The following is a 24,697-nucleotide window of genomic DNA, read 5'->3' on the forward strand; positions in this document are numbered from 1 at the left end:
AATTTTGTCTTATTATCAATGTTAGCTAACTGAACACCATTTATCAAGAAATCTCACCCACAATATTTTGCTCTCAAAAATAAGGCTTATGGCAGTAACTTGCCATGGCCTTATTTTTATCGCTAAGCCTACTCTGCTCTAGCTGCTATTTTTGCTTCTAGGAAGTCAAATGGTAAACAGTTGTCTAATTGCAGTAATTTCGAGATACTTGTTAGTAAGGAGGGGGTTTTATGTATCACGTTCATTTGATTGATGCTATTCCAGAACAAGAGATAGAAAAGTTACAAGGGGAATATTTCAAAATAATAGATGATTTGCCAGCCGAAGGAATAGTCATTCGTAGTACGAAAGTGAAAGATGAATGGCTTACACCAGATTTGCTAGCAATTTCAAGAGCTGGTGTTGGGGTGAACACGATCAACGTTGAAAAAGCTTCTGAAAACGGGACGATCGTCATGAATACACCAGGCGTAAATGCTAATGCAGTAAAAGAGCTTGTTTTGTGCTGTTTGCTCTTATCTTCCCGTCCGATAATCGAAGCAAGTCGTATGGTACAAACACTAACAGGTCCTAATATTTTAGAACAGGCAGAAAACAAAAGAAGTACTTATGTGGGACGAGAATTGCAAGGCAAAACCATCGGTCTTCTTGGTCTTGGCGCGATAGGCACAAAAGTAGCGCTAAGTTGCTATGGCTTAGGGATGGATGTCTTGGGTTATTCTATCCGCGATGCCCAGTTGGATTATGTTCGGCAAGCAGATTTAGAAACAGTTCTTTCTACCTCGGATTACATCGTAGTCATGCTGCCGTTGACAGAAGATACAAAAGGATTGATCAATCAGGCGAATATAGAAAAAATGAAAAAAGATGCTGTACTTATCAATGTAGGAAGAAGTGAAATCGTTGATAAATATGCTGTTATGCAAGCATTGGAAAAACAACATCTGGCCAAATACGTGACTGATTTCCCAGAAGAAGAGTTCTTAGAAAATGACCGTATACTTATGTTGCCTCATCTAGGGGGATCGACTCAGGAAGCTTTGGCAGACAGCGGACGTTTGGCAGTTGAAGCCTTAAAAGATTATCTTTTGTTCGGTACGGTTAGAGAAGCGGTCAATTATCCATCCGCACGAATGTTTTTCCAAGCGCCGTTTCGATTCACTATATTTTATCAAAAGAAAGCCAATATATTAGCAGAGATATTTTCTCTGCTGAATAAGAACGAGCTAGTGATCGCAGATATATCGCGTAATCATAAGAATGAGCATGTCTACATATTGATTGACATAGACAGTACTGATTTTGAACAGCTCAATCAAGTGAAACAACAGCTAGAAAAAATTTCTGGAGTACGAAAAGTCCGCTTATTAAAGAAACCAGAAAGGTCATAAAGAAAGAGAATATTTGGATTTCATTAATTCTTCTTTTCGTTCTTTACTTTCGAATTTCGTACAACTAAAATAAGAGAAACAACATTCTTTTGTTGATAGAAATGAAGGAGCAAGCATTTGAAAAGATATATAAGCAGACTTTCAACCAAACAGAAAAAGATTTTAAAAGGAACAGTAGCGATCATCAATATCTTTTTTCTTGTTGTTTTTAGTAATTTATTTTTGCAGTGGTGTCAAAATGATCTATCCGTAGACCTTGCGTTGAAATTTGCTTTTTCTTGGCATACGGAAAAATTCTTCTTAGCCTGTTTCGTCTTGCTGATTATTCTTATTTTTCTGATTGCACTAGCAGGATCTGTCCCTTTAGGTTCCCTTACGTATGTCGTAGCCATCGGTGTATTAGGTTTTGCAAATTATATGAAAATGAGTTATCGGCAAGAACCGATTTATCCAGACGATTTGAAGATGATCACTGAAATCGGATTGCTGAAAGATATGACCGGCACTATGCTGTTTACAGTGATCTTAGCTGCCGCAGGAACCGTGCTAGGATTGTTCTGCTGGTACATGTTTCGAAGCCTGAAAAAAGGAAGGCGATTCCAATTGATCCGATTAACGACACTGCTTGTGGCAATTGGACTGCTAGGGTATATCAGTAATTTCAACAATCCCGATAATTTGTTGCGAAAAGCATATAATAAAACGGCACTATGGATACCTTACAGCCAGAAAATGAACTACTATAACACTGGTTTTATCGGTGGGTTTTTGTACAATCTGAAGGTAGAACCAATGGATGAACCTGAAGGATATTCGAAAGCAAAGATCAAAGAAATCACTGAAAAATACCAGAAGATAGCCGATGAAAAAAATAAAGCTGTAGAGGAAGAGTCGCCGAACATCGTGTTCGTAATGAGTGAAAGTTTCTCAGATCCTAGTCGATTAAACGGCGTAGAAGTATCTGGTGAGCCATTGGCAGATTATTATGAAGTAGCTGATCAAACATATAGTGGCAATATGCTTTCTCAAAACTATGGCGGTGGAACAGCAAATATCGAATTCGAAGCATTGACTGGTTTTTCTATGGCGTTGTTTAATGCGCAACTCACCACTCCTTACACGATGCTAGTGCCAAAAATGGATCAGCTTCCTTCTATCGTTTCAGCGTTAAACGCACAATCATACCAGACGACAGCGATCCATCCATACAATACTTCGATGTATAAAAGAGAGGATGTTTATCAGACATTAGGATTTGACCAGTTCATCAGCGAGCGTACGATGACCTACACGGATACGATAGAGAATAATCCATATATTTCTGATGAGTCAGCTTACAAAGAAGTAATGACACTTCTCAAGGAAGAAAAAACACCTCAGTTCATTCATTTAGTCACGATGCAGACACATATGCCTTACAATGGAAAGTATGATAGACTGGGCTATTCTGCAGAGATTTCAGATGGAAGTGGGACGCTTGACTTAGAGAATTATCTGCAAGATATTTCCTATAGCAGCACGGCACTGAAGCAATTCACGGAAGAACTGAAGAATCTTTCTAGAAGGACTCTAGTTGTTTTTTGGGGGGATCATCTGCCAGGGATCTATTCAGATACCATCCAAGCCAAAAATGATAAACAAACATTGCATGAAACACAATTCTTGATGTTTGACAGTAAAGGAAAATTAGAAAAGAAAACGACTCAAGATGCAATAACCAGTCCTTTTTATTTTGCAGCGAATCTAATGGAACAGACGAATCAGACAACGAATGGTTTTTATCAGCTGCTTTTATCATTAGAACAAGAACTTCCGGCGTTTGAACGAGAACTGTACTATCAAAACGGACAGTGGTATAAAGAAGCGCAATTCAATCGCTCGCAACAAGAGATTTACGACGAATATCAATTGATCCAATATGACATTGTCGCAGGGAAACAATATAGTTTAGCAGATGGTTTCTTTGAGCACGAATAAGAATGGCGAGCTGTATAGAAACCATTAAATTTTTTCAAGTACTTGTCATTTGAGGATAAAAACAAGTAGAATAAATAATAACAACAATGGAGAAAGTAGGAAAACAAATATGTTACCGAATATTGGCTATTATGTGCAGTCCATCGATCAAATCGTCAAGGAAACCGAAGCAATCGGAGAAGGAATGCATCCGAAATATGAAGTGATCAGAAACGCAATCGATGAAGGAAAACAAGTGAACTGGACAGATCGACTCTTGAAGAGACCGTCCAGTTATTTGAAGAAGGAACAAAAAAATATCGGGCAATGCTTAAGAAAGTCAGTACATTGCGCCCACCAGCAAAAGCAATGGGCATTCATAAAAATTTTGAAAAAGCTTATCTTTCATATGTAGCAGGCTGTGAAGAAATGATTCAAAGTATTGATCTTGAGTCAGGGGTAGATAAAGATTTATTCAATACATCTGAAGCAAAACAAGACCAAGCGACTGACCAATTGACAGCTGCCATCCAAAAAATGACTAATTTGTTATTGAAAAAATAAAAGAAAAATTTGATGACAATAAAAACTAGAGTTATCTAATATAAATGTAATATTGTCTTTATGATAGAGTGAACAAAATCCTTTATGATAAGAACATACCTATAACCAACAACCTTGTACTTACTCAAAATTGAGTAAATACTCCTTTTCCGCAGAGTCTAACCAACTCGGCGGTTTTTTTATTTATAGAAAAGGACATCAGAACAGACGAAAAAGTCTTGCGCTGATGTCCTTTTCAGATAGTATGGAAGGTTGATTAGTTTTCTACATTCCGTACATATTGTTCAAAGTAGTTCTGTAAATCGGCTTTGAGTTTCTGATATTCCTCTTCGCTATACTCTTTATCTTCGATTTTCCCATCAAAGAAAGGAATATTCAGTTCTTCCCGCAACCTGTCTAATACGTCTTGCTGATTCATTTTATTCTCCTTTTCTTGCTAACGATCAAAATAAACACAGACACATTCTGGTGCATAGACATCTTTTTGCAATAATTCCAGTAATCCTGTTTCAGGATGACGGCGGTATAATGTCAGATTATCGGTATTCTGATTAGCACATACGACAAAACCATTGCTTGGATCTAGTGCGAAATCGCGAGGGAAATCGCCTTCTGTTGAGATGATTTGTTTATTTTGGATGTGAGAACCATCTTCGGAAACTGCGAATACGGCAATCGAGTTGTGTCCCCGATTAGAAGCGTAAAGGAACTTGCCATCATTGGAAATGCGAATAGCAGCCCCTCCATTTTCACCGTCGAATTCTTCTGGCAAGGTCGATATTTTCTGTAATTCTTCAAAATCACCTGTTTCTTTATCATAAGAAAGCACTCGGACTGTGCTGTCTAATTCACCAAATAAATAGGCGAATTGTCCATTCGGATGAAAGACGAGATGGCGAGGGCCTGTTCCTGGCTCTGCAGTGAAGGTAGTTACAAGATTCAATTTGCCGTTTTCGGACACATCATAAGTATACACACGATCTGTACCAAGATCACACACGACTAATCGTTGGTCAGGAGTCAGATCCGTATAATGGACATGCGCATGATCTTGGTTTTTATGAGGGCCTGTCGCTTCTTGATGGAATACTGAATCCGCTGCTTTCAGCTCGCCATCTCCTAATAGGTGATAGACATTTACTTCGCCTTTATGGTAGTTGGCCCCATAGAGCAATTGCCGTGTTTCATCAACCGCTACATAACATAAAGGAGCCCCAGACTCTGTTACCGCATTCAAAAAATGAAAATCCTTGTCGTACGCACCGGCACCACCTAATCCGTCTACACTGGTAACCGTGTAAAGATTGCCAGCTTTGCTTTTTGCTAGGTAAGTAGGGCTGTTCTCTTCAACAGCCAATGAAAGACTGGATAATTCTTCTTTTTCTGTATCAAGATCGATCGTATAGATTCCTTTGCTTTCGCGGCGTGTATAGGTTCCTAAAATTATCTTTTCGATCATATGAGCTGATTCCTCCTAATGGTAATGAAATAGTTTTCGTTTTTATTCTATCACATAATTATTCCCCACGGCTAAAGAATGAGAATGTGTTATACTGTTTTTGAAAGCAAGTAAAGGAGAGAGTGCGATGATTCAGGCAACGATTACAGAAATTGGAACAGAAGCAATAAACAAGGAAGAACCGATGCTGATTTTGTTCGATAAAACAGCAACAGCTGCCTTGCGAAAATATTCGGTGATTCAAGAGGTGTCGAAAGACGAACCTTTTTCTTTGAAAGCAGGCGGAACGATTACTTTTGATGATCAGTCGTATACGATCGATTATGTCGGTCCGATGGCCAATGGAAATTTAGAGACGGTAGCTCACGTATCATTGATTTTTGATACCTGTCCAGAAGAAGGACAAATTGCAAACGGAATCTATCTCCATCCGCATGAACTGCCTGCTATTGGTTTGGGAAGCCAAATTATTTATAACTAACAGGAGGACTTATGGAAGGGAAAAATAAGAAGAACAGACCGGTGTCTTGGTTTTGGCGCTGGTTTTTAAATAATCAAGTGGTCACAGCTTTACTTGTTGTATTGTTAATATTGCTGATCGTCTTTTTATTTACAAAAGTTTCTTATTTGTTTGCACCGATCTGGCAATTTTTAGCAATCGTAGGACTACCTATTATTCTGGCAGGCATCTTGTATTACTTGATGAATCCGGTAGTTGATTACTTTGAGAAGCGAAAAGTACCAAGGCTCTATAGTATCATTGGGCTGTTTGTTTTGGTCGTTGCATTAATCGTATGGGGAAGCGTAGTGATCATACCTAAGATCCAGGAACAAACAGTCAGCTTTATCAGTAACTTTCCTCAATACGTTGATACGATCGATAACAAATTGACCGAGATCTTGAGAGACCCGCTGTTCAACCAATTTCGTGAACAGTTAGAAACAGCAGGTGATAAGTTCATGAATTCAGCAGGTGATATGATCCAAGACATATCTAAGAGTACAGTTCAGAGTCTTGGGAGTTTTGTTGGTGCGGTAGCGACTATTTTAGTAGCTTTGCTGACGATGCCGTTTATCTTATTTTATTTATTGAAAGATGGTAAGCGATTAGCCCCTTATTTCGTCAAGTTTTTACCAACGCGCATGCAAAAACCGACGTTGAATGTGCTGAGTGAAATGAATAGTCAAGTTTCTTCATATATAAGAGGGCAACTAACTGTGGCTTTTGCTGTGGCAATCATGTTTATGATTGGTTTTGCAATCATTGGTCTAGAATATGCTGTCACGTTGGGGATCATTGCAGGGTTCTTAAATCTGATCCCATACTTAGGTTCATTTTTAGCAATGATTCCAGCCATCTTTTTAGCTATTGTGGCAGGTCCATTCATGATCATCAAGGTACTAATCGTTTTTGCAGTAGAACAGACAATAGAAGGACGCTTGATCTCTCCGTTAGTATTGGGAAATCAGTTAGCAATCCATCCAGTAACGATCTTATTAGTTCTGCTGACGTCAGGGAAATTGTTTGGGATCGTTGGTGTGATCTTAGGGATTCCTGTTTATGCAGCAGCTAAAGTAGTGATTACTCATGTTTTTGAATGGTACACAACGATTTCTTCTCTTTATGAAGAAAATCCGTTGAAAAAGCAGAAAGAATAACAAAAAGAGACAGAGGAAAATTTCCAAAGCACAAATGTTGCTTTGAAGATTTTTCCCTCTGTCTCTTTTATATACATTTACCTCAATTTTAAAATGATTTACCTAAAGCAGCAGCTTTATCTAATGCATTTTGCATCAACTCATCTGCACGGTCAGGGTCATAATCGATTCCTTCGATGAATAGTTGATCTACTTGATTGATGCCTACAAAGTTCAAAATACCTTTTACATATTGAGAGGCAAAGTCTTGTCCGTTGTATACACCGCCGTTAGATTGGATGTGCAGCGCTTTTTTACCTGTCACTAATCCTTCTGGCCCGTTTTCTGTATAGCGGAACGTTTTTCCAGCTACATTGACAGTATCGAACCAAGCTTTTAATTTTGTTGGGATATTTAGATTCCATAAGGCGTTTGCGATAACGATTTTATCAGCAGCAAGGAACTGCTCTGTCAATTCATTGAAACGAGCGATTTTTTGTTGTTGACTTTCTGATAAGGAAGTGAATTCTGCACCAGCACGTAATGCTTCCCAACCTGATAATAATTCTTCATCGATTTCTGGAATATCATCGCGATAAAGTTCCAAAACAGTCACTTCATCATCTGGATGAGTTTCTTTATAACTTGTTAAAAAAGACGTCAACGCCTTAACTGTACGTGATTCTTCTGCAGTTAGGGGATGACCTTTGACTACTAAAACAGATGCCATATGCTTACCTTCTCCTTTTATTGCTATGATTGTTATAACTATGACTAACAAAATCAGTTTACTCGAAAAAGAAAAGGCTATCAAGTCATATTGATAAGGTTGAAGAATAAATAACTAAAAAAGACAGGATATAAAAGAGGTTGTGACACGATTTTTGTCACAGCCTCTTTTGAATCTAACAAGCAATGTTCAAGCAACGCTTGACTGAAGAGCTTCCATCCCACCAATGATATAAACAGCACGAAATCCGCTAGCAGTAAGTTGATCGGCTAATGCTTCTGATCGTCTGCCTGTATAGCTTAGAATATAATAAAGTTTTTTTGGATCTAGATTTTTTAATTGTCTTGGCAAGATAGCAGCGGGGATAGAAAGCGAGTGGCTTAAGTGTTTTTTTGTGTAATCTAAAGTATTTCTTGTATCTAAAACGATGCTGTCAGCATCGAGCGGCAATTTATTGAAGTCTTGGACACTAATTGATTGGGCCATTTATCTCATCCTTTGTTTAGTATGTGGCTATTTTAATGGGCAGCTCTCATTAATTCAAATGGAAGGATTCCTCTTATCACTTTTTTAATGTATCGGATAATAATGAAAAAAAACTATGCAAATGTCTTGCGAAACAGGTGGGAGGTGTTATAATGACATAGCGTCATATGACAATGTGTCATCTTAGAAGAAAGGAGGATCCATATGCCGACACAGACATTTTTCCATTTGCCGAAAGAAAAACAAAAAAGGTTAATTGAAGCGGCGAGAATCGAGTTTTCTAGAGTACCTTTGAAAGAAGCCTCGATTGCTAATATCGTCAAATTAGCGGATATCCCTAGAGGCAGTTTCTATCAGTATTTTGAAGATAAAGAGGATCTTTATTTTTATTACTTTGAGACAATGAGACGTGACAGCTCTAAAGATATGTTGCAACTAATGAAAGAATCCGATGGTGATCTATTCAAAGGATTCGAATCCTATTTTTCTAAAATGATTTATGAGATTTTGGAAGGTGAGAATGCTTCTTTTTATCGTAACTTGTTTATGAACATGGATTACCGTGCCTCAAGAAAAGTCGCTCCTCATACGAGTCGCCAAAAATCGCCTCACGATCCACATAAAGAACACAAACAAGATGCAAAAGAGTTGCTTGAATTGATTGATCGGACGAAGCTGAAAGTAAAAAATGATCATGAATTGGAATTACTGATCCAATTAGTGATGAATACTGTATTTACAACAATTGCGCATTCGTATCGCTTATTTTCAACATCTGAAGATTACTCAGTAGAGCAAGCAATCAGTGAATTCAATTTGAAACTTTCTTGGCTGAAAAACGGAGTATATAAATAGAAAGAAGGGAACTAGATGCTAAAAATCGTAAAACGGATCTCCTTGACTTCAGCAATTGCAGCTGCAGTTTTCATGGTGATCCAAGTACTGGCAGATTTATATTTGCCGACACTTACCTCCAATATCATTGATAAAGGGGTAGCGCAAGGAGATGTCGATTATATTTGGCATACAGGTTTTGTGATGATCGGTTTTTCTTTGATCAGTATCTTAGCTGCTATTGCAAATACATTTTTTGCTACTCGAGAATCACAGAAACTGGGTAAGCAATTGCGTACGGATGTCTATAAAAAATCAGAGAGCCTGACAAAAGATGCGTTTGACAAATATGGAACGGCCTCTTTGATCACAAGAACAACCAATGATGTGACTCAAATCCAAATGGTCACACAAATGTTTTTACGTATGATGATCAATGCACCAATCACGCTGATTGGCGCAAGCATACTTGCTTATCAAAAAGATCATCAGTTGACAAAAATCTTCTTAGTCGTCATCCCAGTAATGATTATTTTGATTGGTGGAATCATGTATTTTGCTGTTCCATTATTCAAAAGCATGCAAAAGAAAACTGACCGTTTGAACTTGGTATTTCGAGAAGGGTTGACAGGTGTCAGAGTCATCCGCGCATTCGATAAGACACGCTTTGAAGAAAATCGTTTTGATTTAGCGAATAAAGATTATACAAATACAGCAATCAAAGTTAATACGATTGTCGCATTGATGATGCCGATGATGACATTGATCATGAGCGGTACAAACGTAGCAATCACTTGGTTTGGTGGACACTACATAGCAGATATGACCTTGGAAGTCGGTAATCTGATTGCATTTATGACTTATGCGATGCAGATCTTGATCAGCTTTATGATGCTTTCCGCTATTTTTATCATGGTACCTCGTGCACAAGCTTCAGCTGATCGTATTAATGAGGTGTTGGATGAAAAAATCGGTATCCATGACCCTGAAAATCCTAAAACCGTTTCTTTTGCTGGAAAAGAAGCAACATTGGCCTTCAATCATGTCAATTATCGATATCATGGAGCAGAAAAACTTGCATTGGAAGATATTGATTTTCAAGCTAAGTCAGGCGAAATCGTCGCAATCATAGGAGGAACTGGTTCAGGTAAAACGACCTTAGTCAATTTGATCCCCCGATTATATGACATCGAATCTGGTTCGATCCAAATAAACGGAACGGACATCAGTGAAATGACTCAATATAATTTGCGGGAGCTAATGGGCTTTGTTCCTCAAAAAGCAGTTCTTTTCTCTGGAACGATCCGAGACAATATGCAGTATGGTAAGCCGGATGCAACAGATGAAATGATTTGGAAAGCGTTAGAAATCGCACAAGCTAAAGATTTTGTTTCAGAGATGGAAGATGGATTAGATAGCCATGTGGAACAAGGAGGAGGAAACTTCTCCGGCGGACAAAGACAGCGTCTAGCAATTGCACGAGCATTAGTCAAAACAGCAGACATTTATGTGTTTGATGATTCCTTCTCAGCATTGGATTTCAAAACGGATGCCAATCTTCGCCAAGCATTGAAAACGAATATGAAAGAAAGTATCACGGTTTTAGTTGCTCAACGAGTAAGTACAGTAATGGATGCAGATATGATCCTTGTGCTAGATGAAGGAAAACTAGTTGGCAAGGGAACACATGAAGAACTATTGGCAACAAATGAAACTTATCAAGAAATCGTTCATTCACAACTAAGAGAGGAGGACTTAGCATGAGTAAAACAAACACACGTCCCTCTCACGGACCAGCAGGCGGTCCAGGACACAGCGGACCTGGCAGGAATCTCGGTGTAAAAGGGGAAAAGCCTAAAAATTTCTGGGGAACAGTACGCCGATTGTTTGGCTATATGTCTAAACGTATGGTTGCAATCATCGCTGTATTTGTACTAGCAATAGCAGCCGTGATTTTCCAAATCCAAACACCAAAAGTTTTGGGGAAAGCAACTACAGAAATATTCAAAGGTGTAATGGCTGGCGCGCAACAGATGCAACAAGGGCAACAAGTAACAAAATTTCCGATAGATTTTGATAAAATTGCGCAAATCATTGCAACCGTAATCGTGATGTATTTGATCTCAGCTGTATTCAACTTTTTACAGCAGTTTATTATGACACGTGTTTCACAGCGGACAGTTTATGAGTTGCGTCATGACTTGGAAGCCAAAATGAATCGTGTACCGATTTCCTATTATGATACACATACAAATGGCGATATCATGTCTCGAGCAATCAATGATATGGATAACATCGCAAGCACGCTGCAACAAAATTTGACTCAATTTGTAACTAGTGCAGTCACATTGATCGGGGTCATCGTGATGATGCTTTCAATCAGCTGGCAATTAACGTTAGTCGCGTTATTGATGATCCCTTTAAGCTTGATCATCGTTATGGTCGTTGCGCCAAGATCACAAGTGTTTTTCGCAGATCAGCAAAAAAGTTTAGGTTTATTGAATAACCAAGTAGAAGAAACATATGGTGGTCATACGATCGTTAAAACATTCAATCATACTGAAAAAGATCAGGAAGTATTTGAAAAAGAAAATCAGAATCTGTATGCCGCTGGTTGGAAAGCTCAATTTATTTCGGCAATCATCATGCCGTTGATGAATTTCGTTAAAAATCTAGGCTATGTGTTCGTCGCTGTACTAGGCGGAGTAAAAGTTGCAAATGGGAACATGACATTAGGGGATGTTCAAGCATTCTTGCAATATACGACACAGTTCTCTCAACCAATCACTCAACTTGCAAGTTTGATGAACACTATCCAATCAACGGTTGCTTCAGCCGAACGGGTATTTGAAGTGTTGGATGAAGAAGAGATGTCCAATGAAAAATCTGGCCTTCCAGAAGAAAAAGATACACCATACAAAGTTCGTTTTGAAAATGTTCAATTCGGCTACACACCAGATAACTTGCTAATGACTGATTTCAACTTGGATGTCAAACCTGGTGAGATGGTCGCTATTGTAGGGCCAACCGGTGCAGGAAAGACGACACTGATCAACCTTCTTGAACGGTTCTACGATGTTTCTGGAGGCAGTATTCGTTACGATGGTGTAGATACCCGTGACCTTTCACGTGATGAATTGCGCGCACAGTTTTCAATGGTACTGCAAGATACGTGGCTGTTTACAGGAAGTATCTATGACAATATCAAATATGGGAACGACGATGCAACAGATGAACAAGTCATTGAAGCTGCTAAAGCCGCTCACGTAGATGATTTTGTTCGTAAATTGCCAGAAGGATATAACACTGTATTAAACGAGGATGCAAGCAATATTTCGCAAGGGCAACGTCAGCTGATCACTATTGCGCGGGCATTCTTAGCAAATCCGGATGTCCTGATCCTTGATGAAGCAACATCTAGTGTAGATACACGAACAGAAATACTGATTCAAAAAGCGATGAACCGCCTATTGGAAAACCGAACAAGTTTTGTTGTCGCTCACCGCTTGTCTACAATACGCGATGCAGACAACATTATTGTGATGAATCATGGTTCGATCGTAGAAACTGGAAACCACGATACATTGATGGAAAAAGACGGATTCTATGCAGATCTTTATAACAGTCAGTTTTCTGAAGAAGAAGCTTCATAGAAACGTACAAATTTATTATTTTTCTTTACCGCATGAAGCACATTTCAAGAAAATGAGTTTCATGTGGTTTTTTACTCATTTATTTACAAAAAACAAGTAAAATGCGAAGTTTCTCACACTTTTTTTAACAAAAACAAAGTTATTGCTTGAAAGAAGAAGAATCCATCGTTAAAATAAAGCTTGACGTAGAGGGGAGCAAGAAATATGAGAGATTTTCAATTGGGGGCTGCCACCTATTTAAAAAGTGTAGCCATTCGGGTGAAAGACCGAGATAAAATGATTGATTTTTACAAGAACGTTGTTGGCTTTGATTTGAAAAGAGAAGAAAACGAATTAGCCATTTTAGGAACAGAAGAAGCTGGAAGTGAAATGTTGCTGCTGGAAGAAAGTCCTAGAGCGAATGATCACATGGGGAAGATCAAAAAGCTGAACCGTTTCTCATTGATTATCCCTAGCACAGAAGAACTGGCAGATATTCTTTGCCGTATTCGTAAAATGAATTATCCAATCAAAGAAGCTTTAGAAGATCATGGACGTATGGGGATTTTACTCGTAGACCCAGAAGAGAATGAATTAGAAATTTACCATGAAGAGAATAAGAATGACCAAAGAGAAGTTCCAGAGACGATGGATCAAGAAGCGTTGTTAAGAAAATCTGAAGAAAAATTCAGTAAACTATCAGCAGGATCTTATTTTGAAAAAATCCATTTAAATGTTACTGATTTAGCAAAAGAACGCCAATTTCTTAATCGTGTCCTTGGTTTGAAGGTACATAATGAAGAAGAGGGCATCCATGTATTGAATGAAGGAGACTTCCATGTTGGATTGACAGAAGCAAGTGGTGGTGCCATCGATTTGCCTACAGATGAAGTGATTGGACTTGATTTTCTGAAATTCATGATTGATACTGAAAGCATGGAAGGACTGATTGCTCACTTGCAGCAATTATCAGTCGATTTCTTCTTGGACAAAAAGCATACAGTACTCACAATCTATGATGCCATAGGAATCGAATGGTGGTTCGTCAGTGAGCCAAAAGAAAAGAATAAAACTGACATTCGATGCGACGCTTAACTTTTTCTTTCTTAACGATTGTCGCATGTCTCGTCATTTTATGAACGGTCATACTATCACTTGTTCTAGAGATAGAAAGAGCAAACAGTATACCGAATGAAACTGCGTGGTTTTCCGCGCAGTTTTTTTGTGTAAAAAGGTTGATTCCTCATAGATTAAGCTTTAAGCTTGGACTGTAAGAATCTGACAGAAAAGCAGGAGAAAAAGATGTACCCACAAACGAAACAGCTTATTTTGAAAAAAATGGAAGAAGGATTTTATCCAGGTGTAGCAGCCGCCTTCATCAAAGAAAATCAAGTAGAATCATTTACAGCTGGCTTTGCCCAAGTCGTTCCTGAAAAACAGCCGATGACAGAAGATCTGTTGTTTGATGCAGCATCACTGACGAAAGTCGTTGCAACCACTTCATTAGTTTTGCGTCTATTAGAAGATGGAAAAATAGAACTCGATCAACCACTGCATAAATATCTTTCTGAATTCGAAAATCAGACAATCACTTTGCGTCATTTACTGACACATACTTCTGATATCAAAACATGGATACCAAACAGAGATGAGCTATCTCAGGAAGAATTGATTGCCGCTTATTTGAAGCTAGAACCAGGTGAGCAACTAGGAAAAGAAGTAAAATATACAGATGCCGGAACGATTCTTCTTGGATTGATGCTGGAAAAAATTTACCAAGAAACTGCAGTGGAAATCTTTCAAGAACAAGTATTGGAACCATTAGAAATGATGAACAGCTTATTTCTTCCTTTTCCTTCCAAAAAAATCGTTCCCACAGAACAACTGCCTTCGGGTGAGGTTTTGCGTGGACAAACTCATGATCCGAAAGCAAGAGTTTTAGCTGAACATGCAGGAAATGCTGGGCTCTTTATCGATTTGAACGACAGCATTACTTTTGTCCAAATGTATTTGAACAAGGGAAAAATCAGTAATGGTCGGTTTTTAGAAGAAGAAACGATTGATTCTTTGCTACAAGATCAAACTCCAGAAAGAAATGGCTATCGTTCTCTAGGGTGGGATTTAAAAAAAGATGTAGGAGACGGTCATGCGATTCTTTTTCATACTGGTTATACAGGTACGTTTTTCTTGATTGATATAAAAACACAAGAGGCGTTGATATTTTTGTCTAATCGCGTACATCCTGTCGATCATCGTGCGGAGTATCTCATATGTCGAGATGAAATTGTTGAAAATTTTTTGAAAGAGAAAGCGGTATTACAGAAATAATGCTATAATAGCTATGAAAAATGAGAGGAGTTTGAATTATGCAAGAACCTATGTTTTTAAAACCAGTTTTTCAAGAAAAAATTTGGGGAGGAAGCCGCTTACGTTCAGTCTTCGGTTTTGATATCCCTAACGATAAAATCGGAGAAGATTGGGCGATCAGTGCGCATCCTCATGGTGTCAGTGTAGTAGAAAATGGCGAATTCAAAGGGAAAAGATTAGATGAACTATGGTCAGAACACAAGGAATTGTTTGGCCATCCTTCAGAACAAGTGTTTCCATTATTGATCAAGATCTTAGATGCAGAAGATGATCTATCTGTACAAGTACATCCAGATGATGCCTATGGGATGAAACATGAAGGTGAATTAGGAAAAACTGAGTGCTGGTATATCATCGATGCTGAACCTGGTGCAGAAATCATCTACGGTCATCATGCAAAGACAAGAGAAGAACTAGCTGAGATGATCAAAAATGGGCGCTGGGATGATCTTTTGAAGAAAGTACCAGTTAAAAAAGGTGATTTCTTTTATGTACCAAGCGGAACGATCCATGCTATTGGTAAAGGGATCATGATTTTAGAAACACAACAAAGCTCCGATACGACCTATCGCGTGTATGACTACGACAGAAAAGATGCGCAAGGACAAACAAGAGAGCTGCATATCCAACAATCGATCGATGTAACAACTGTCCCTGCCAAAACACCAGAACTACAAATCAAAGAAGTTCGAAAAGGGAATTCATCGATCGTCACTTATTTAGAAACTGAGTTTTTCAATGTATATGAGTGGGATATTAAAGGAATCGCATCTTTCAAAAAACAAGCCCCTTATACGTTGATGACAGTGATTGAAGGAGCAGGAGACCTTGTTGTTGACGGAAAAACATATCCATTAGAAAAAGGAACAAGCTGTATCATTCCAAGTGGCGTTTCTGAGTGGACGGTCCAAGGTGAACTAGCAATCATTGCGTCTGAACCAGGCAAATAGTTCCCAGATAGCTGAAAGCGGCAGACGGTTTTCGTTTGCTGCTTTTTCTACATAAAATCCGTCTATCAATAAATAGAAGTATGGTGAAAAAGATGGAATACAAATGGAAAGCAAACAGCAACAGTCGAGTGTTTACGAAACAACTGAGAAAAGCCGGACACCACTTGAATGAGATGATCATGCCAAACCTAAGTCTGTTTATTGCTTGGGGAATCTTGTCATTAGTAATGAAAGGTGTGTCTGGCGATTTGCACGCCACGTTGGAAGAGGTATGCCACTGGATGATTCAACTGCTTTTACCAATCTTGATCAGCTATTCAGGCGGAAAATCGGTAGGGGGACAAAAAGGAGCAGTCGCGGGCGCAATCGCTTCTTTAGGGTTGATTGCTCGTTCCGATGCCCCGCAAATCGTAGGAGCGATGATTATAGGGCCGCTTGCCGGCATCTCGTATGAACAATTTGTTTCTAGATTTCATGCGAAATTCAAAGGTGGTTATGAAATGCTTGTCAGCAACTTACTAGTAGGGCTGATTGGTAGTATTATTTGTATAATTGGAATCGTTTTTATTGAGCCAGCTTTAAATAGTTTCCACCTGTTGCTTGTCTCCGTCGTGTCTTGGCTAGTCAAAATGAATCTGTTGCCGCTTGTCAGTTTGATCCTAGAACCTCTAAAAGTACTATTTTTTAATAATGCAATCAACCATGGTGTGTTGACACCTTTAGGAATCGAATTCTCACAAACAGTCGGGTACTCTTACCTGTTTTTGATGGAGGCAAATCCGGGACCTGGTTTAGGGATCTTACTTGCTATCCTTTGTTTTGCAGAAAAACAGGAAAAAGTAAATGCGAGTGGAGCATTGATGATCCATGCGATTGGCGGGATTCACGAAATCTATTTTCCATTTGTCTTGCTGCGACCGTATCTATTTTTAGCTGTAATGGTTGGTGGAGCAAGTGGCACGTTGATATTCCAATGGTTAGATGCGGGATTAGCTACTCCTGTATCGCCCGGGTCACTACTCGTGATTTTTGCCAATACGCCTTATCCGCAACTAGCTGGGGTAAGTATAGGGATAGCAATCAGTACATTTGTGACCTTCATTTGTGCAACGCTGCTATTGAAATTACCGAAAAAAGAAGAAGGAGACAACACGGTCAAAGAAAGGGGAGAAATTTTGGAACTATCTACCATTCATTCTGTCGTTTTTGCGTGTGACTCAGGCATGGGATCAAGCGCTATGGGAGCTGCCCTGCTGAAGAAAAAATTAGCAGCGGAAAAAATTGATCTCGCTGTTGGATACAGCTCTGTCTATGAATTGAACAATCAAGTAAATCAGCTTGTTATCGTCCAACATGAATTAGCGGATCTTGCAAGAGAAAAAGTACCTCAAAGTCAAATTTTCGTATTGAATCACTTTTTGGAAACAGATATCTTGCTGTCACGAATAAAAAAAGCAATCCACGAACCAAATTGGAAAGAAAAAAAAGAGAGAGTAGAAGTAATAGAACAGAAAAAGTCGCCCGTCAACGTTGTGTTTTTGTATAAAAATAATAGACGTGGTTCACAAACCATGGGCATGGCGATTTTAAGTCAATTAGCAAAAAAAGAGAAAAAACAGTTTGTTATCTTAAAGGAACCAATCGAACAGCTCAAAATCCAAGAAGAAACGATTTATATCGCCCAAAGAGAACTAGCTGTAAATGAACAGCTAAAAGAAAAGATCCCTCAGCTAGTCCTAGTGGAACATTGGGTAGCTACGAATGAATACGAAAAACTTGTGAAGGGAGAAAAATAAGATGTACTTATCGCCCAGAGAAAAACAATTATTAGCAGAATTTCTCAGCAGTCCCTCACCTGTGACTATCCAAAAAATGATGAATTTATTGAAAGTCAGCAAGCGGACCATTTACCGCGAATTAGATAATCTTGAAGTCTCATTGAAATCGGTAAATGCTTCGTTGAAAAAAGTAGCAAGAGGTTCGTTTGTCATTGAGGCATCGGAAGAAGTAATGGAGCAATTAAAAGAAAATACAGAGGGGAAAAGCGATGATTTGCCTACTGCTAAACGCCAACACGCAATTTTAGCCGAGTTGTTACTAACGTCAGAACCGTTGAGTCTTGCTCATTTTATGGAATTATACCGCATCAGTAATACCACTTTTTATGCGGATATCAAACAGTTGGAAGAAAGTATCCGCCAACTGCCTTTGGAAATCATTCGGAACCAAGGATATGAGATCGTAGGGCCGGAAAAATACCGTCGGCTTCTAACAGCGAATGTATTAGAATTAGAAATCAATGAATATGAACTTTTTCATAGTATTCCTTTTGATTCATCGCTGAATTACTTTTTTCGATTCGTTGATCCGCAACATCTGTCTCTTGCACGCCAAGTAGTCGGGGAAGAATTGATCCAAAAAAAGACTAATCTAAGTGATAGAAAACTTGAACATTTGGTTTTGATGCTGACATTGACGATGGATCGTGTAACGAAAAATCATTTACTGACAAATGAGACGTATAATGGTCTGGCAAACAAAGAATTGCTTCAGACCGCTAAACGATTATTCTCACGGATTGCTTCTGAGACAAAACAACTTTACCCAGTAAATGAGATCGTCTTTTTTGCAGGATTATTAAATGACTTCACGAACTCATTTGATCAGAATTTCTTTGAAGAAACGTTCGATACACAGCTTGCTTATTTAGTAAAACAACTGATTCAAGAAGTAAGTGAAGAGACGAATGTCCATTTTTATGAAGATGAAACCTTGTACAAAATGCTTTTGACCCATTTGTCTGGTGTGTTTTCAAGAGCCGTTTTACAAGAAGAGACACTGACTAATCCGATTTTAGAAAAAATCATGGTTCAATATGAGGAAATTGCCAATGCAATCCGCAAAGCAGTAGAGCGGATTTTTCAAGAAAAGAAATTATCAGAAGAAGAGATCGCATATATGGTCCTTCATTTTGCAAATTCATTGGAAAGAAGCCCGAAAGAAAGCGATATCAGTATCGCAGGATTCTCACCAAGCGGCTTAGCTTCTACTAGCATGTTGGAACTGCGTTTGAAACGGTATTTTCCTTTCATTCAACAGATTCATTTCTATCGGATCGCTGATTTGAAAAAAATTGATTTACAAGAAGAATATGATATTGTTATTTCTACATCTATTCTACCAGGATATGATGGAAAATATATTTTAGTCTCCCCGCTACTGCTAGAAGATGAAGTCAAGCAGCTAAAAGAAGCTTTTTCGCATATTGAGAAGAAAAAAAGACAAAAGAATACGTATAACAGCAATAACGAGTGGATGCTAGAAGATACTTATGAGGAAACGATGCATTTCATGGAGCAAATCAATCAATTACTTGATCGTTTCTTTATTCAAGAACTAGATAATCCTAATACGGTCTCTGAAACGATTCGCAGTTTATTTCCTTATTTTCCTGAAGGACTAGTAACAGATGAAGAGGTGGTCCATCGCCGACTGCTTAAGCGATATGAACAAGTACCTATCGGAATTCCTCATACAAATATGGGGTTATTCCATACATCCAGCTCATTGGTTTCTAAACCGATCTTTTGTATTTTCAATTTGAAACAACCGTTGACAATTGACGGGATGGATAGACAGCCAGTCGATTTGTCCCGTATGTTAGTTATGCTGGCGCCTTCGCCAATCCAAGAAAAAGACGGGATTCTTTTAGGAAAGATCAGTGGAGCAATCATCATGAACGATTTGAACACCGAGATCTTCCGCTCAGGAAATAAAGAAATCGTTTATCAATTGTTAGCGAAAATCCTGATTGAAGAAATAAAGAAATGAGGGTGAAAAGATGATCCAGCTACCAGCAGAAAAAATATTGCTCGATCAATCCTATCAAAATTGGAAAGAAGCGTTGACCGAGATCGGCCAGTGGATGACCCAACAAGGGGGAATCAAACCGGCATATATCCAATCAATGATCGAAAGACAAGAAAAAGCGAGTGTCTATATCGGGAATTTCGTAGCCTTGCCACATGGGACTGACAAAGATGAAGAAGTAGTAGAAGAAGGGATCTATTTAGTCCAAGTACCTGATGGTGTGGACTTTGGAACAAAAGAGGAACCAAAAATCGCGACACTCTTATTTGTAGTGGCTTTAAAAAAAGAACATCAGTTAGCTGTGCTACAAGATTTAGCCTTTTTTTGTTCAGACATCGACCAAGTAATGGCACTCAGTGATGCGGAAACCATTGAAGAAGTCCAAATGATTTTTGAACATGGACATATATAACCAATGTTCTCAGTAAAAAAGATGCCTTGCATCAAGTAATAACTTCAACCAAGTGAAAAATAGGAGACGGTGACAAGATTTTTGTCACCGCTCCTATTATTTTTGTGTTTTAATAACTCTTTTTTATATAGATAGCGCACATACCTATGAATAATAGAACAATACTCCATGTACCAAGTGTCAAGATACCATTCATGAAAGTAACCTGTTCTGAAGCTAGTGGAGAGAAAATATCTCCTCCTACGATCACATTTTGAAAATCAACATAAGAAGTTGGCAAGTAATGACTGATTGATTCTATCCATCCAATCGAAGAAAACAAGCGATACTCTGCTAAGAAAAGACAAAGAAGTGTACCTAAAAGATTGACTAGAGAATGTTCAAATAAAGCAGATAGAAGAAAACTGATCGTACTTAAAAAGAACACCCACAACAACAAGAACAGAAAACTCTGGAAAAGATATGCATACATCGGAAGGATTCGTATCTCCTGACCAATGATCGTTCCTACAGGATAACGGAAGTCGCCCAAACCATTTTTGATTACTACTAGTATAGAGACGAACAAAAATGGAATCACGAGACTTAGCATAGCTGCACCATAATAAACGGTGAAACGGATGCTATGTTTCTTTACCATACTATCCGGTAATAGATTGACTAGAGAGATTACCTGCTTTCTTTTTTCATAAGAGATGATCGAGGAAAGAAACAAGGCGGTTATACATAAAATCAAAAAACTAGAAATCATTCCTGAAAAAATATTTTCGTAGTAATTCGCTAAAGGGAGGTGCGCTGGCAAGTCAAAAATTGAATATCTTTGGATCTGATGTTCTTTCATATAACGGAGCAACTCTACACGTTTTTGTTGTTCAATGATTGGAAGTCCTTGTCTTTGACCAGAAATCAGCCGGCCCAGTATATCTTTTTCATAATGATAAGTTGCTTCGACCATTTCCTGGACATTCCCTGTGTTTTTTGCACGTAAAATTGCTTCGATCAGTTTGTTGCTTTTCTCTAAACTTTCCACAAATTCTTTCTCATTCTCATCTTCTTTCAACGTTTCAATCAAACGTTGCGTCTCTTCATAGTTATGATTCAGTTCATCGAATTCTGTATAAGCAAGTTCATGATCAAAAAAAAGTGGGAATGCAAAGAGCACGATCAACAATAGAGGGAATAAATAGTTTACTTTGTTTTTTAGTAAGAGATTGCGTTCAAATGTAAATAAAGTCATAGTTACACCTCATACAATTGACGATAAATAGCTAAAATCTCTTCCATATTTGAGGATTCTGTGACGATTTCTCCATTTTTTAGAAAACATGCTTTAGAACAAATCGATTGGATATTCGCGATAGCGTGGGAAGAAAGAAGAATCGTCTTCCCCTCTTCCTGCCATTGTCTGATCAGCCTATTCAAGATATCCATACTTCCTGGGTCTAACCCGTTCAACGGTTCATCGAATAACATGACAGATGAATCACTGATCAAGTAAGTAGCAAGCAAGACATGTTGTTTCATTCCTAGAGACATTTTTCCAATCGGCAAAGTAAGGTACTCAGTCATCTTCAATCGTTGGAAAACAGTTTGGCATTCTACTTTGCTCTGCCAATAGTATTTGATCAAAGTCAAATAATCAACAGCCGTTAGATAGTCGGATAACTGATTCGTTGATTCTAGAAAAAAGAAAGACCGGCGATAATCTGTATAAGCAGTAGGAGAGATGTTGTGAAGGGACAATTGATCATAAGTTGTTGGCAGCAGTTGGGCAATGCCATTCAGCAAAGTTGTTTTGCCAAATCCGTTCGGGGCAATCAAAGCAGCTACTTCTCCTGATTCTACTAAAAGATCCAATTGTCGAATCACACGTTTTTTACCACGTTTCATGTTCATGTTTTTGATCAGTAATGTCATAGATAGGTCTCCAATATAAATTTTAATATCATAATAAAACAAAAAGCATCCAAATAAAATGCTGACAAAAGTTATTATTTACATATTATAAAAAAGTTAAAATAACATGTTTATTTAAAAGTAAAGTTTGCTGATCCCAAAATTTTTTTATTTTGCTGATATCCTCAAACCTTTGGCACAAAGTTTCGTGCCAAAGTACGACTATTTCTCTTTTTAGTAAGCGAATACAATTAGAGTATCAAAAGGAGAGAGGAAGAGACAAAATGGAACGGATGATTCCCAAAAACAACATTTCGCTAAAAGCGAGGGTACAAAAATTAGGCAGTACCTTATCAAGCATGGTCATGCCAAACATTGGAGCACTGATTGCTTGGGGTGTGTTAACGGCTTTATTTATCCCAGATGGGTATTTGCCAAATGAAGCTTTCGCTACCATGGTAAGCCCGATGCTAACTTATCTGATTCCTTTATTGATCGGCTATACTGGCGGAAAAGTAATTGCTGGTGACCGCGGATCAGTTGTGGGAGCAATTGCAACGATGGGTGTGATTGTCGGAACAGATATTCCAATGATGCTAGGTGCGATGATCATGGGACCTCTTGGTGGATATGCTATCAAGAAATTTGATCAGCTGTTCCAAAAACGGATCAAATCCGGTTTTGAAATGTTGGTCAATAATTTTTCAGCAGGTCTTATCGGTTTTGGATTAGCGTTATTAGGTTTTTCTGCGATTGGTCCAGTTGTCGATACATTGACTCAAGCAATGGCAAAAGGTGTAGAGATCATTTTATCTGCCCATTTGATTCCATTGACAAGTATTTTTATTGAACCAGCAAAAATCTTATTTTTGAATAATGCAATCAATCATGGGATTTTGACACCATTAGGAACTGAACAAGTAGCAGATGTAGGAAAATCTATTCTATTCTTGCTTGAAGCAAATCCTGGTCCAGGACTTGGCGTATTACTTGCTTTTACTTTGTTTGGCAAAGGAGCAGCAAAATCTTCAGCACCAGGTGCTATGATCATCCACTTTTTAGGTGGGATCCATGAAATCTATTTTCCTTACGTCATGATGAAACCGTTATTATTCTTATCAGTTATAGGCGGAGGAATGTCAGGAAGTTTCATTTTCCAATTGATGGATGCTGGACTAAGAGCGCCAGCTTCTCCAGGATCAATCATTGCGATTCTAGCGATGACACCGTTCAATTCTTACCTTCCTGTTATTTTGGGCGTGATTGTTGCCGCAGCTGTTTCATTCGGTATTTCTGCAGTGATTTTGAAAGCGGATGCGAAAGATACAAATGAAGACTTTGAAAAGTCTGTGCAAGAGACAAAAGTAGCTAAACAAGCATCTAAAGGTTCCCAAGGTATTCCTCAAGGAACTGCGCTATCTGGCGTACAAAAAATCATTTTTGCTTGTGATGCAGGGATGGGATCAAGTGCGATGGGCGCTTCGATTTTGAGAAAAAAAGTACAGGAAGCAGACTTGCCTCAAACGGTGACTAACCAAGCAATCAGCCAACTGACAGATGACTCGAATACATTGATCGTTACTCAGGTCGAACTACAAGAAAGAGCAAAACAAAAAGCACCGAACGCGCGTTTTGTTTCAGTAGAAAACTTTTTGAATTCACCTCGATATGATGAAATCATTCAAGAATTGAGCAGCAAACAGGAACCATCAACTTCTGAAACTAAGAACGAGCCAACAGAAGAGTTTCTTTCAGCAAACATCAAACAAATCAAAGAGATTCTACTTGTCCACGATGATCGTTCGGGATCAGCAACAATGGGAATGACTGTGCTCAAAGATATATTAGACAAGAACCATTTAACTATCCCGTTACGAAAAGTCAACATCCAGGAGTTAAAAGGGGAGCCTGATTCACTGATCGTAGCCAAAGAAAGTTTAGCAGAAAAAGCACAGATGGCTGCACCGCAATCCATTCATTTATCGGTTAATAGCATGGTCAACCCACAAAAATTTGAATCAATTGCACAATATTTGAAACAGACAGCTTAAGGGAGGAAAACAGCATGCAAAGTTTGCCATTCGACATGATCGAACTCAATCGATCATTTAAAACCAAAGAAGAAGCGATCCGCTATTGCGGTCAAAAGCTTGTAGAAGCAGGATGCGTTGATGAGGAATATATCGATGCCATGGTAGAAAGAGACAACATGTTATCTGTTTACATGGGGAATTTTATCGCGATTCCTCATGGAACAGATGAAGCAAAAAAATATGTGAAAAAATCCGGCATTTGTGTCGTACAGGTGCCAGACGGTGTCAATTTTGGTACGGAAGAAGAAGAAAAGATTGCGACTGTTTTGTTCGGTATAGCAGGAGTCGGCGATGAGCATCTGCAACTTGTACAGCAAATCGCACTTTATTGCAGTGATATGGACAATGTTGTCCAACTAGCAGACGCGCTCAGCAAAGAAGAAGTAACGGAAAATCTAGCAATTGCTTAAGGAGAGAGA

Annotated in this window: 22 protein-coding genes and 1 pseudogene; 16 read left to right on the forward strand and 7 right to left on the reverse strand. The window is 38.5% G+C overall.

Features of this window, described 5'->3' with window-relative positions:
- Positions 1–230: 230 nt before the first annotated feature.
- Positions 231–1,391: an NAD(P)-dependent oxidoreductase gene (locus tag A5849_RS11290; RefSeq protein WP_086310110.1), complete on the forward strand. Its 1,161-nt coding sequence runs from the start codon at positions 231–233 to the stop codon at positions 1,389–1,391.
- Here A5849_RS11290 and A5849_RS15235 read toward each other — a convergent pair.
- Complete coding sequence (locus tag A5849_RS15235; RefSeq protein ID WP_002316803.1) at positions 1,386–1,508, reverse strand: hypothetical protein; 123 nt, start codon at positions 1,506–1,508, stop codon at positions 1,386–1,388. The genes A5849_RS11290 and A5849_RS15235 overlap by 6 nt on opposite strands.
- Here A5849_RS15235 and A5849_RS11300 point away from each other — a divergent pair, their 5' ends adjacent.
- Both A5849_RS11300 and A5849_RS11305 read left to right on the forward strand, forming a co-directional pair.
- Positions 1,509–3,368 (forward strand): LTA synthase family protein, encoded by a 1,860-nt coding sequence (locus A5849_RS11300; RefSeq protein WP_086310111.1) that lies wholly within the window; start codon positions 1,509–1,511, stop codon positions 3,366–3,368. It abuts the gene before it with no gap.
- A gap of 109 nt (positions 3,369–3,477) precedes the next feature.
- Positions 3,478–3,911, forward strand: a pseudogene (locus A5849_RS11305) (hypothetical protein).
- 256 nt (positions 3,912–4,167) lie between these two features.
- Here the strand turns inward: A5849_RS11305 and A5849_RS14975 are convergent.
- Positions 4,168–4,329 (reverse strand): hypothetical protein, encoded by a 162-nt coding sequence (locus A5849_RS14975; protein ID WP_002310079.1) that lies wholly within the window; start codon positions 4,327–4,329, stop codon positions 4,168–4,170.
- An 18-nt stretch (positions 4,330–4,347) separates the two neighbouring features.
- Complete coding sequence (locus tag A5849_RS11315) at positions 4,348–5,370, reverse strand: lactonase family protein (protein WP_002310080.1); 1,023 nt, start codon at positions 5,368–5,370, stop codon at positions 4,348–4,350.
- A gap of 127 nt (positions 5,371–5,497) precedes the next feature.
- Between A5849_RS11315 and A5849_RS11320 the strand changes: the two genes are divergently transcribed.
- Positions 5,498–5,851, forward strand: a complete 354-nt coding sequence (locus A5849_RS11320) for a PTS glucitol/sorbitol transporter subunit IIA (RefSeq protein WP_002291472.1) — start codon at positions 5,498–5,500, stop codon at positions 5,849–5,851.
- A gap of 11 nt (positions 5,852–5,862) precedes the next feature.
- Entirely contained in the window at positions 5,863–7,029 is a 1,167-nt protein-coding gene (locus A5849_RS11325; protein WP_002291475.1) for an AI-2E family transporter, read from the forward strand.
- 88 nt (positions 7,030–7,117) lie between these two features.
- Here A5849_RS11325 and A5849_RS11330 read toward each other — a convergent pair whose 3' ends face one another.
- A complete protein-coding gene (locus A5849_RS11330) occupies positions 7,118–7,738 on the reverse strand; it encodes an NAD(P)H-dependent oxidoreductase (protein ID WP_002310081.1) in 621 nt (206 codons plus the stop codon).
- A gap of 189 nt (positions 7,739–7,927) precedes the next feature.
- Positions 7,928–8,224, reverse strand: a complete 297-nt coding sequence (locus A5849_RS11335; RefSeq protein WP_002291478.1) for a rhodanese-like domain-containing protein — start codon at positions 8,222–8,224, stop codon at positions 7,928–7,930.
- Positions 8,225–8,428: 204 nt separating this feature from the next.
- Between A5849_RS11335 and A5849_RS11340 the strand changes: the two genes are divergently transcribed.
- The 9 genes from A5849_RS11340 to A5849_RS11380 all read left to right on the forward strand — a co-directional run bounded on the left by A5849_RS11340 (position 8,429) and on the right by A5849_RS11380 (position 20,289).
- Positions 8,429–9,079 carry a TetR/AcrR family transcriptional regulator gene (locus tag A5849_RS11340; protein ID WP_002310082.1) on the forward strand — a complete coding sequence of 217 codons (651 nt, stop codon included), beginning with the start codon at positions 8,429–8,431 and terminating at the stop codon, positions 9,077–9,079.
- A 15-nt stretch (positions 9,080–9,094) separates the two neighbouring features.
- Positions 9,095–10,822: an ABC transporter ATP-binding protein gene (locus tag A5849_RS11345; RefSeq protein ID WP_002314103.1), complete on the forward strand. Its 1,728-nt coding sequence runs from the start codon at positions 9,095–9,097 to the stop codon at positions 10,820–10,822.
- Positions 10,819–12,711 carry an ABC transporter ATP-binding protein gene (locus tag A5849_RS11350; protein ID WP_086310112.1) on the forward strand — a complete coding sequence of 631 codons (1,893 nt, stop codon included), beginning with the start codon at positions 10,819–10,821 and terminating at the stop codon, positions 12,709–12,711. Before A5849_RS11345 ends, A5849_RS11350 begins: the two co-directional genes overlap by 4 nt.
- A gap of 204 nt (positions 12,712–12,915) precedes the next feature.
- Entirely contained in the window at positions 12,916–13,785 is an 870-nt protein-coding gene (locus tag A5849_RS11355; RefSeq protein ID WP_002310085.1) for a VOC family protein, read from the forward strand.
- Positions 13,786–13,992: 207 nt separating this feature from the next.
- Complete coding sequence (locus A5849_RS11360; protein WP_002310087.1) at positions 13,993–15,018, forward strand: serine hydrolase; 1,026 nt, start codon at positions 13,993–13,995, stop codon at positions 15,016–15,018.
- Between the two features lie 38 nt (positions 15,019–15,056).
- Positions 15,057–16,007, forward strand: coding sequence for a mannose-6-phosphate isomerase, class I (gene manA / locus A5849_RS11365; protein WP_002310090.1), 951 nt, complete (start codon positions 15,057–15,059; stop codon positions 16,005–16,007).
- A gap of 92 nt (positions 16,008–16,099) precedes the next feature.
- Positions 16,100–17,803, forward strand: coding sequence for a PTS transporter subunit EIIC (locus tag A5849_RS11370; protein WP_002320382.1), 1,704 nt, complete (start codon positions 16,100–16,102; stop codon positions 17,801–17,803).
- A gap of 1 nt (position 17,804) precedes the next feature.
- The gene (locus tag A5849_RS11375; protein WP_086310113.1) at positions 17,805–19,838 is read left to right on the forward strand and encodes a BglG family transcription antiterminator; all 2,034 of its coding nucleotides are present in this window, start codon (positions 17,805–17,807) and stop codon (positions 19,836–19,838) included.
- Between the two features lie 10 nt (positions 19,839–19,848).
- Entirely contained in the window at positions 19,849–20,289 is a 441-nt protein-coding gene (locus A5849_RS11380) for a PTS sugar transporter subunit IIA (protein ID WP_002287254.1), read from the forward strand.
- A gap of 109 nt (positions 20,290–20,398) precedes the next feature.
- Here the strand turns inward: A5849_RS11380 and A5849_RS11385 are convergent, their stop codons facing one another.
- Entirely contained in the window at positions 20,399–21,526 is a 1,128-nt protein-coding gene (locus A5849_RS11385; RefSeq protein ID WP_002348284.1) for an ABC transporter permease, read from the reverse strand.
- Between the two features lie 2 nt (positions 21,527–21,528).
- On the reverse strand, positions 21,529–22,206 hold the full coding sequence (locus A5849_RS11390) for an ABC transporter ATP-binding protein (RefSeq protein WP_061086265.1): 678 nt from the start codon (positions 22,204–22,206) through the stop codon (positions 21,529–21,531).
- 263 nt (positions 22,207–22,469) lie between these two features.
- Here A5849_RS11390 and A5849_RS11395 point away from each other — a divergent pair, with 263 nt between their 5' ends.
- Both A5849_RS11395 and A5849_RS11400 read left to right on the forward strand, forming a co-directional pair.
- A complete protein-coding gene (locus A5849_RS11395; RefSeq protein WP_002348283.1) occupies positions 22,470–24,236 on the forward strand; it encodes a PTS mannitol-specific transporter subunit IIBC in 1,767 nt (588 codons plus the stop codon).
- Between the two features lie 14 nt (positions 24,237–24,250).
- The gene (locus A5849_RS11400; protein ID WP_002291499.1) at positions 24,251–24,688 is read left to right on the forward strand and encodes a PTS sugar transporter subunit IIA; all 438 of its coding nucleotides are present in this window, start codon (positions 24,251–24,253) and stop codon (positions 24,686–24,688) included.
- Positions 24,689–24,697 lie beyond the last annotated feature (9 nt).

This window comes from Enterococcus sp. 10F3_DIV0382, assembly GCF_002140245.1.
Classification (GTDB): Bacteria; Bacillota; Bacilli; order Lactobacillales; family Enterococcaceae; genus Enterococcus_B; species Enterococcus_B lactis.

Coding starts and splice junctions, on each gene's coding strand:
- A5849_RS11290 (WP_086310110.1), top strand. CDS start 231: ATGTATCACGTTCATTTGATTGATGCTATTCCAGAACAAGAGATAGAA.
- A5849_RS15235 (WP_002316803.1), bottom strand. CDS start 1,508: ATGCTTGCTCCTTCATTTCTATCAACAAAAGAATGTTGTTTCTCTTAT.
- A5849_RS14975 (WP_002310079.1), bottom strand. CDS start 4,329: ATGAATCAGCAAGACGTATTAGACAGGTTGCGGGAAGAACTGAATATT.
- A5849_RS11315 (WP_002310080.1), bottom strand. CDS start 5,370: ATGATCGAAAAGATAATTTTAGGAACCTATACACGCCGCGAAAGCAAA.
- A5849_RS11320 (WP_002291472.1), top strand. CDS start 5,498: ATGATTCAGGCAACGATTACAGAAATTGGAACAGAAGCAATAAACAAG.
- A5849_RS11325 (WP_002291475.1), top strand. CDS start 5,863: ATGGAAGGGAAAAATAAGAAGAACAGACCGGTGTCTTGGTTTTGGCGC.
- A5849_RS11330 (WP_002310081.1), bottom strand. CDS start 7,738: ATGGCATCTGTTTTAGTAGTCAAAGGTCATCCCCTAACTGCAGAAGAA.
- A5849_RS11335 (WP_002291478.1), bottom strand. CDS start 8,224: ATGGCCCAATCAATTAGTGTCCAAGACTTCAATAAATTGCCGCTCGAT.
- A5849_RS11340 (WP_002310082.1), top strand. CDS start 8,429: ATGCCGACACAGACATTTTTCCATTTGCCGAAAGAAAAACAAAAAAGG.
- A5849_RS11345 (WP_002314103.1), top strand. CDS start 9,095: ATGCTAAAAATCGTAAAACGGATCTCCTTGACTTCAGCAATTGCAGCT.
- A5849_RS11350 (WP_086310112.1), top strand. CDS start 10,819: ATGAGTAAAACAAACACACGTCCCTCTCACGGACCAGCAGGCGGTCCA.
- A5849_RS11355 (WP_002310085.1), top strand. CDS start 12,916: ATGAGAGATTTTCAATTGGGGGCTGCCACCTATTTAAAAAGTGTAGCC.
- A5849_RS11360 (WP_002310087.1), top strand. CDS start 13,993: ATGTACCCACAAACGAAACAGCTTATTTTGAAAAAAATGGAAGAAGGA.
- manA (WP_002310090.1), top strand. CDS start 15,057: ATGCAAGAACCTATGTTTTTAAAACCAGTTTTTCAAGAAAAAATTTGG.
- A5849_RS11370 (WP_002320382.1), top strand. CDS start 16,100: ATGGAATACAAATGGAAAGCAAACAGCAACAGTCGAGTGTTTACGAAA.
- A5849_RS11375 (WP_086310113.1), top strand. CDS start 17,805: ATGTACTTATCGCCCAGAGAAAAACAATTATTAGCAGAATTTCTCAGC.
- A5849_RS11380 (WP_002287254.1), top strand. CDS start 19,849: ATGATCCAGCTACCAGCAGAAAAAATATTGCTCGATCAATCCTATCAA.
- A5849_RS11385 (WP_002348284.1), bottom strand. CDS start 21,526: ATGACTTTATTTACATTTGAACGCAATCTCTTACTAAAAAACAAAGTA.
- A5849_RS11390 (WP_061086265.1), bottom strand. CDS start 22,206: ATGACATTACTGATCAAAAACATGAACATGAAACGTGGTAAAAAACGT.
- A5849_RS11395 (WP_002348283.1), top strand. CDS start 22,470: ATGGAACGGATGATTCCCAAAAACAACATTTCGCTAAAAGCGAGGGTA.
- A5849_RS11400 (WP_002291499.1), top strand. CDS start 24,251: ATGCAAAGTTTGCCATTCGACATGATCGAACTCAATCGATCATTTAAA.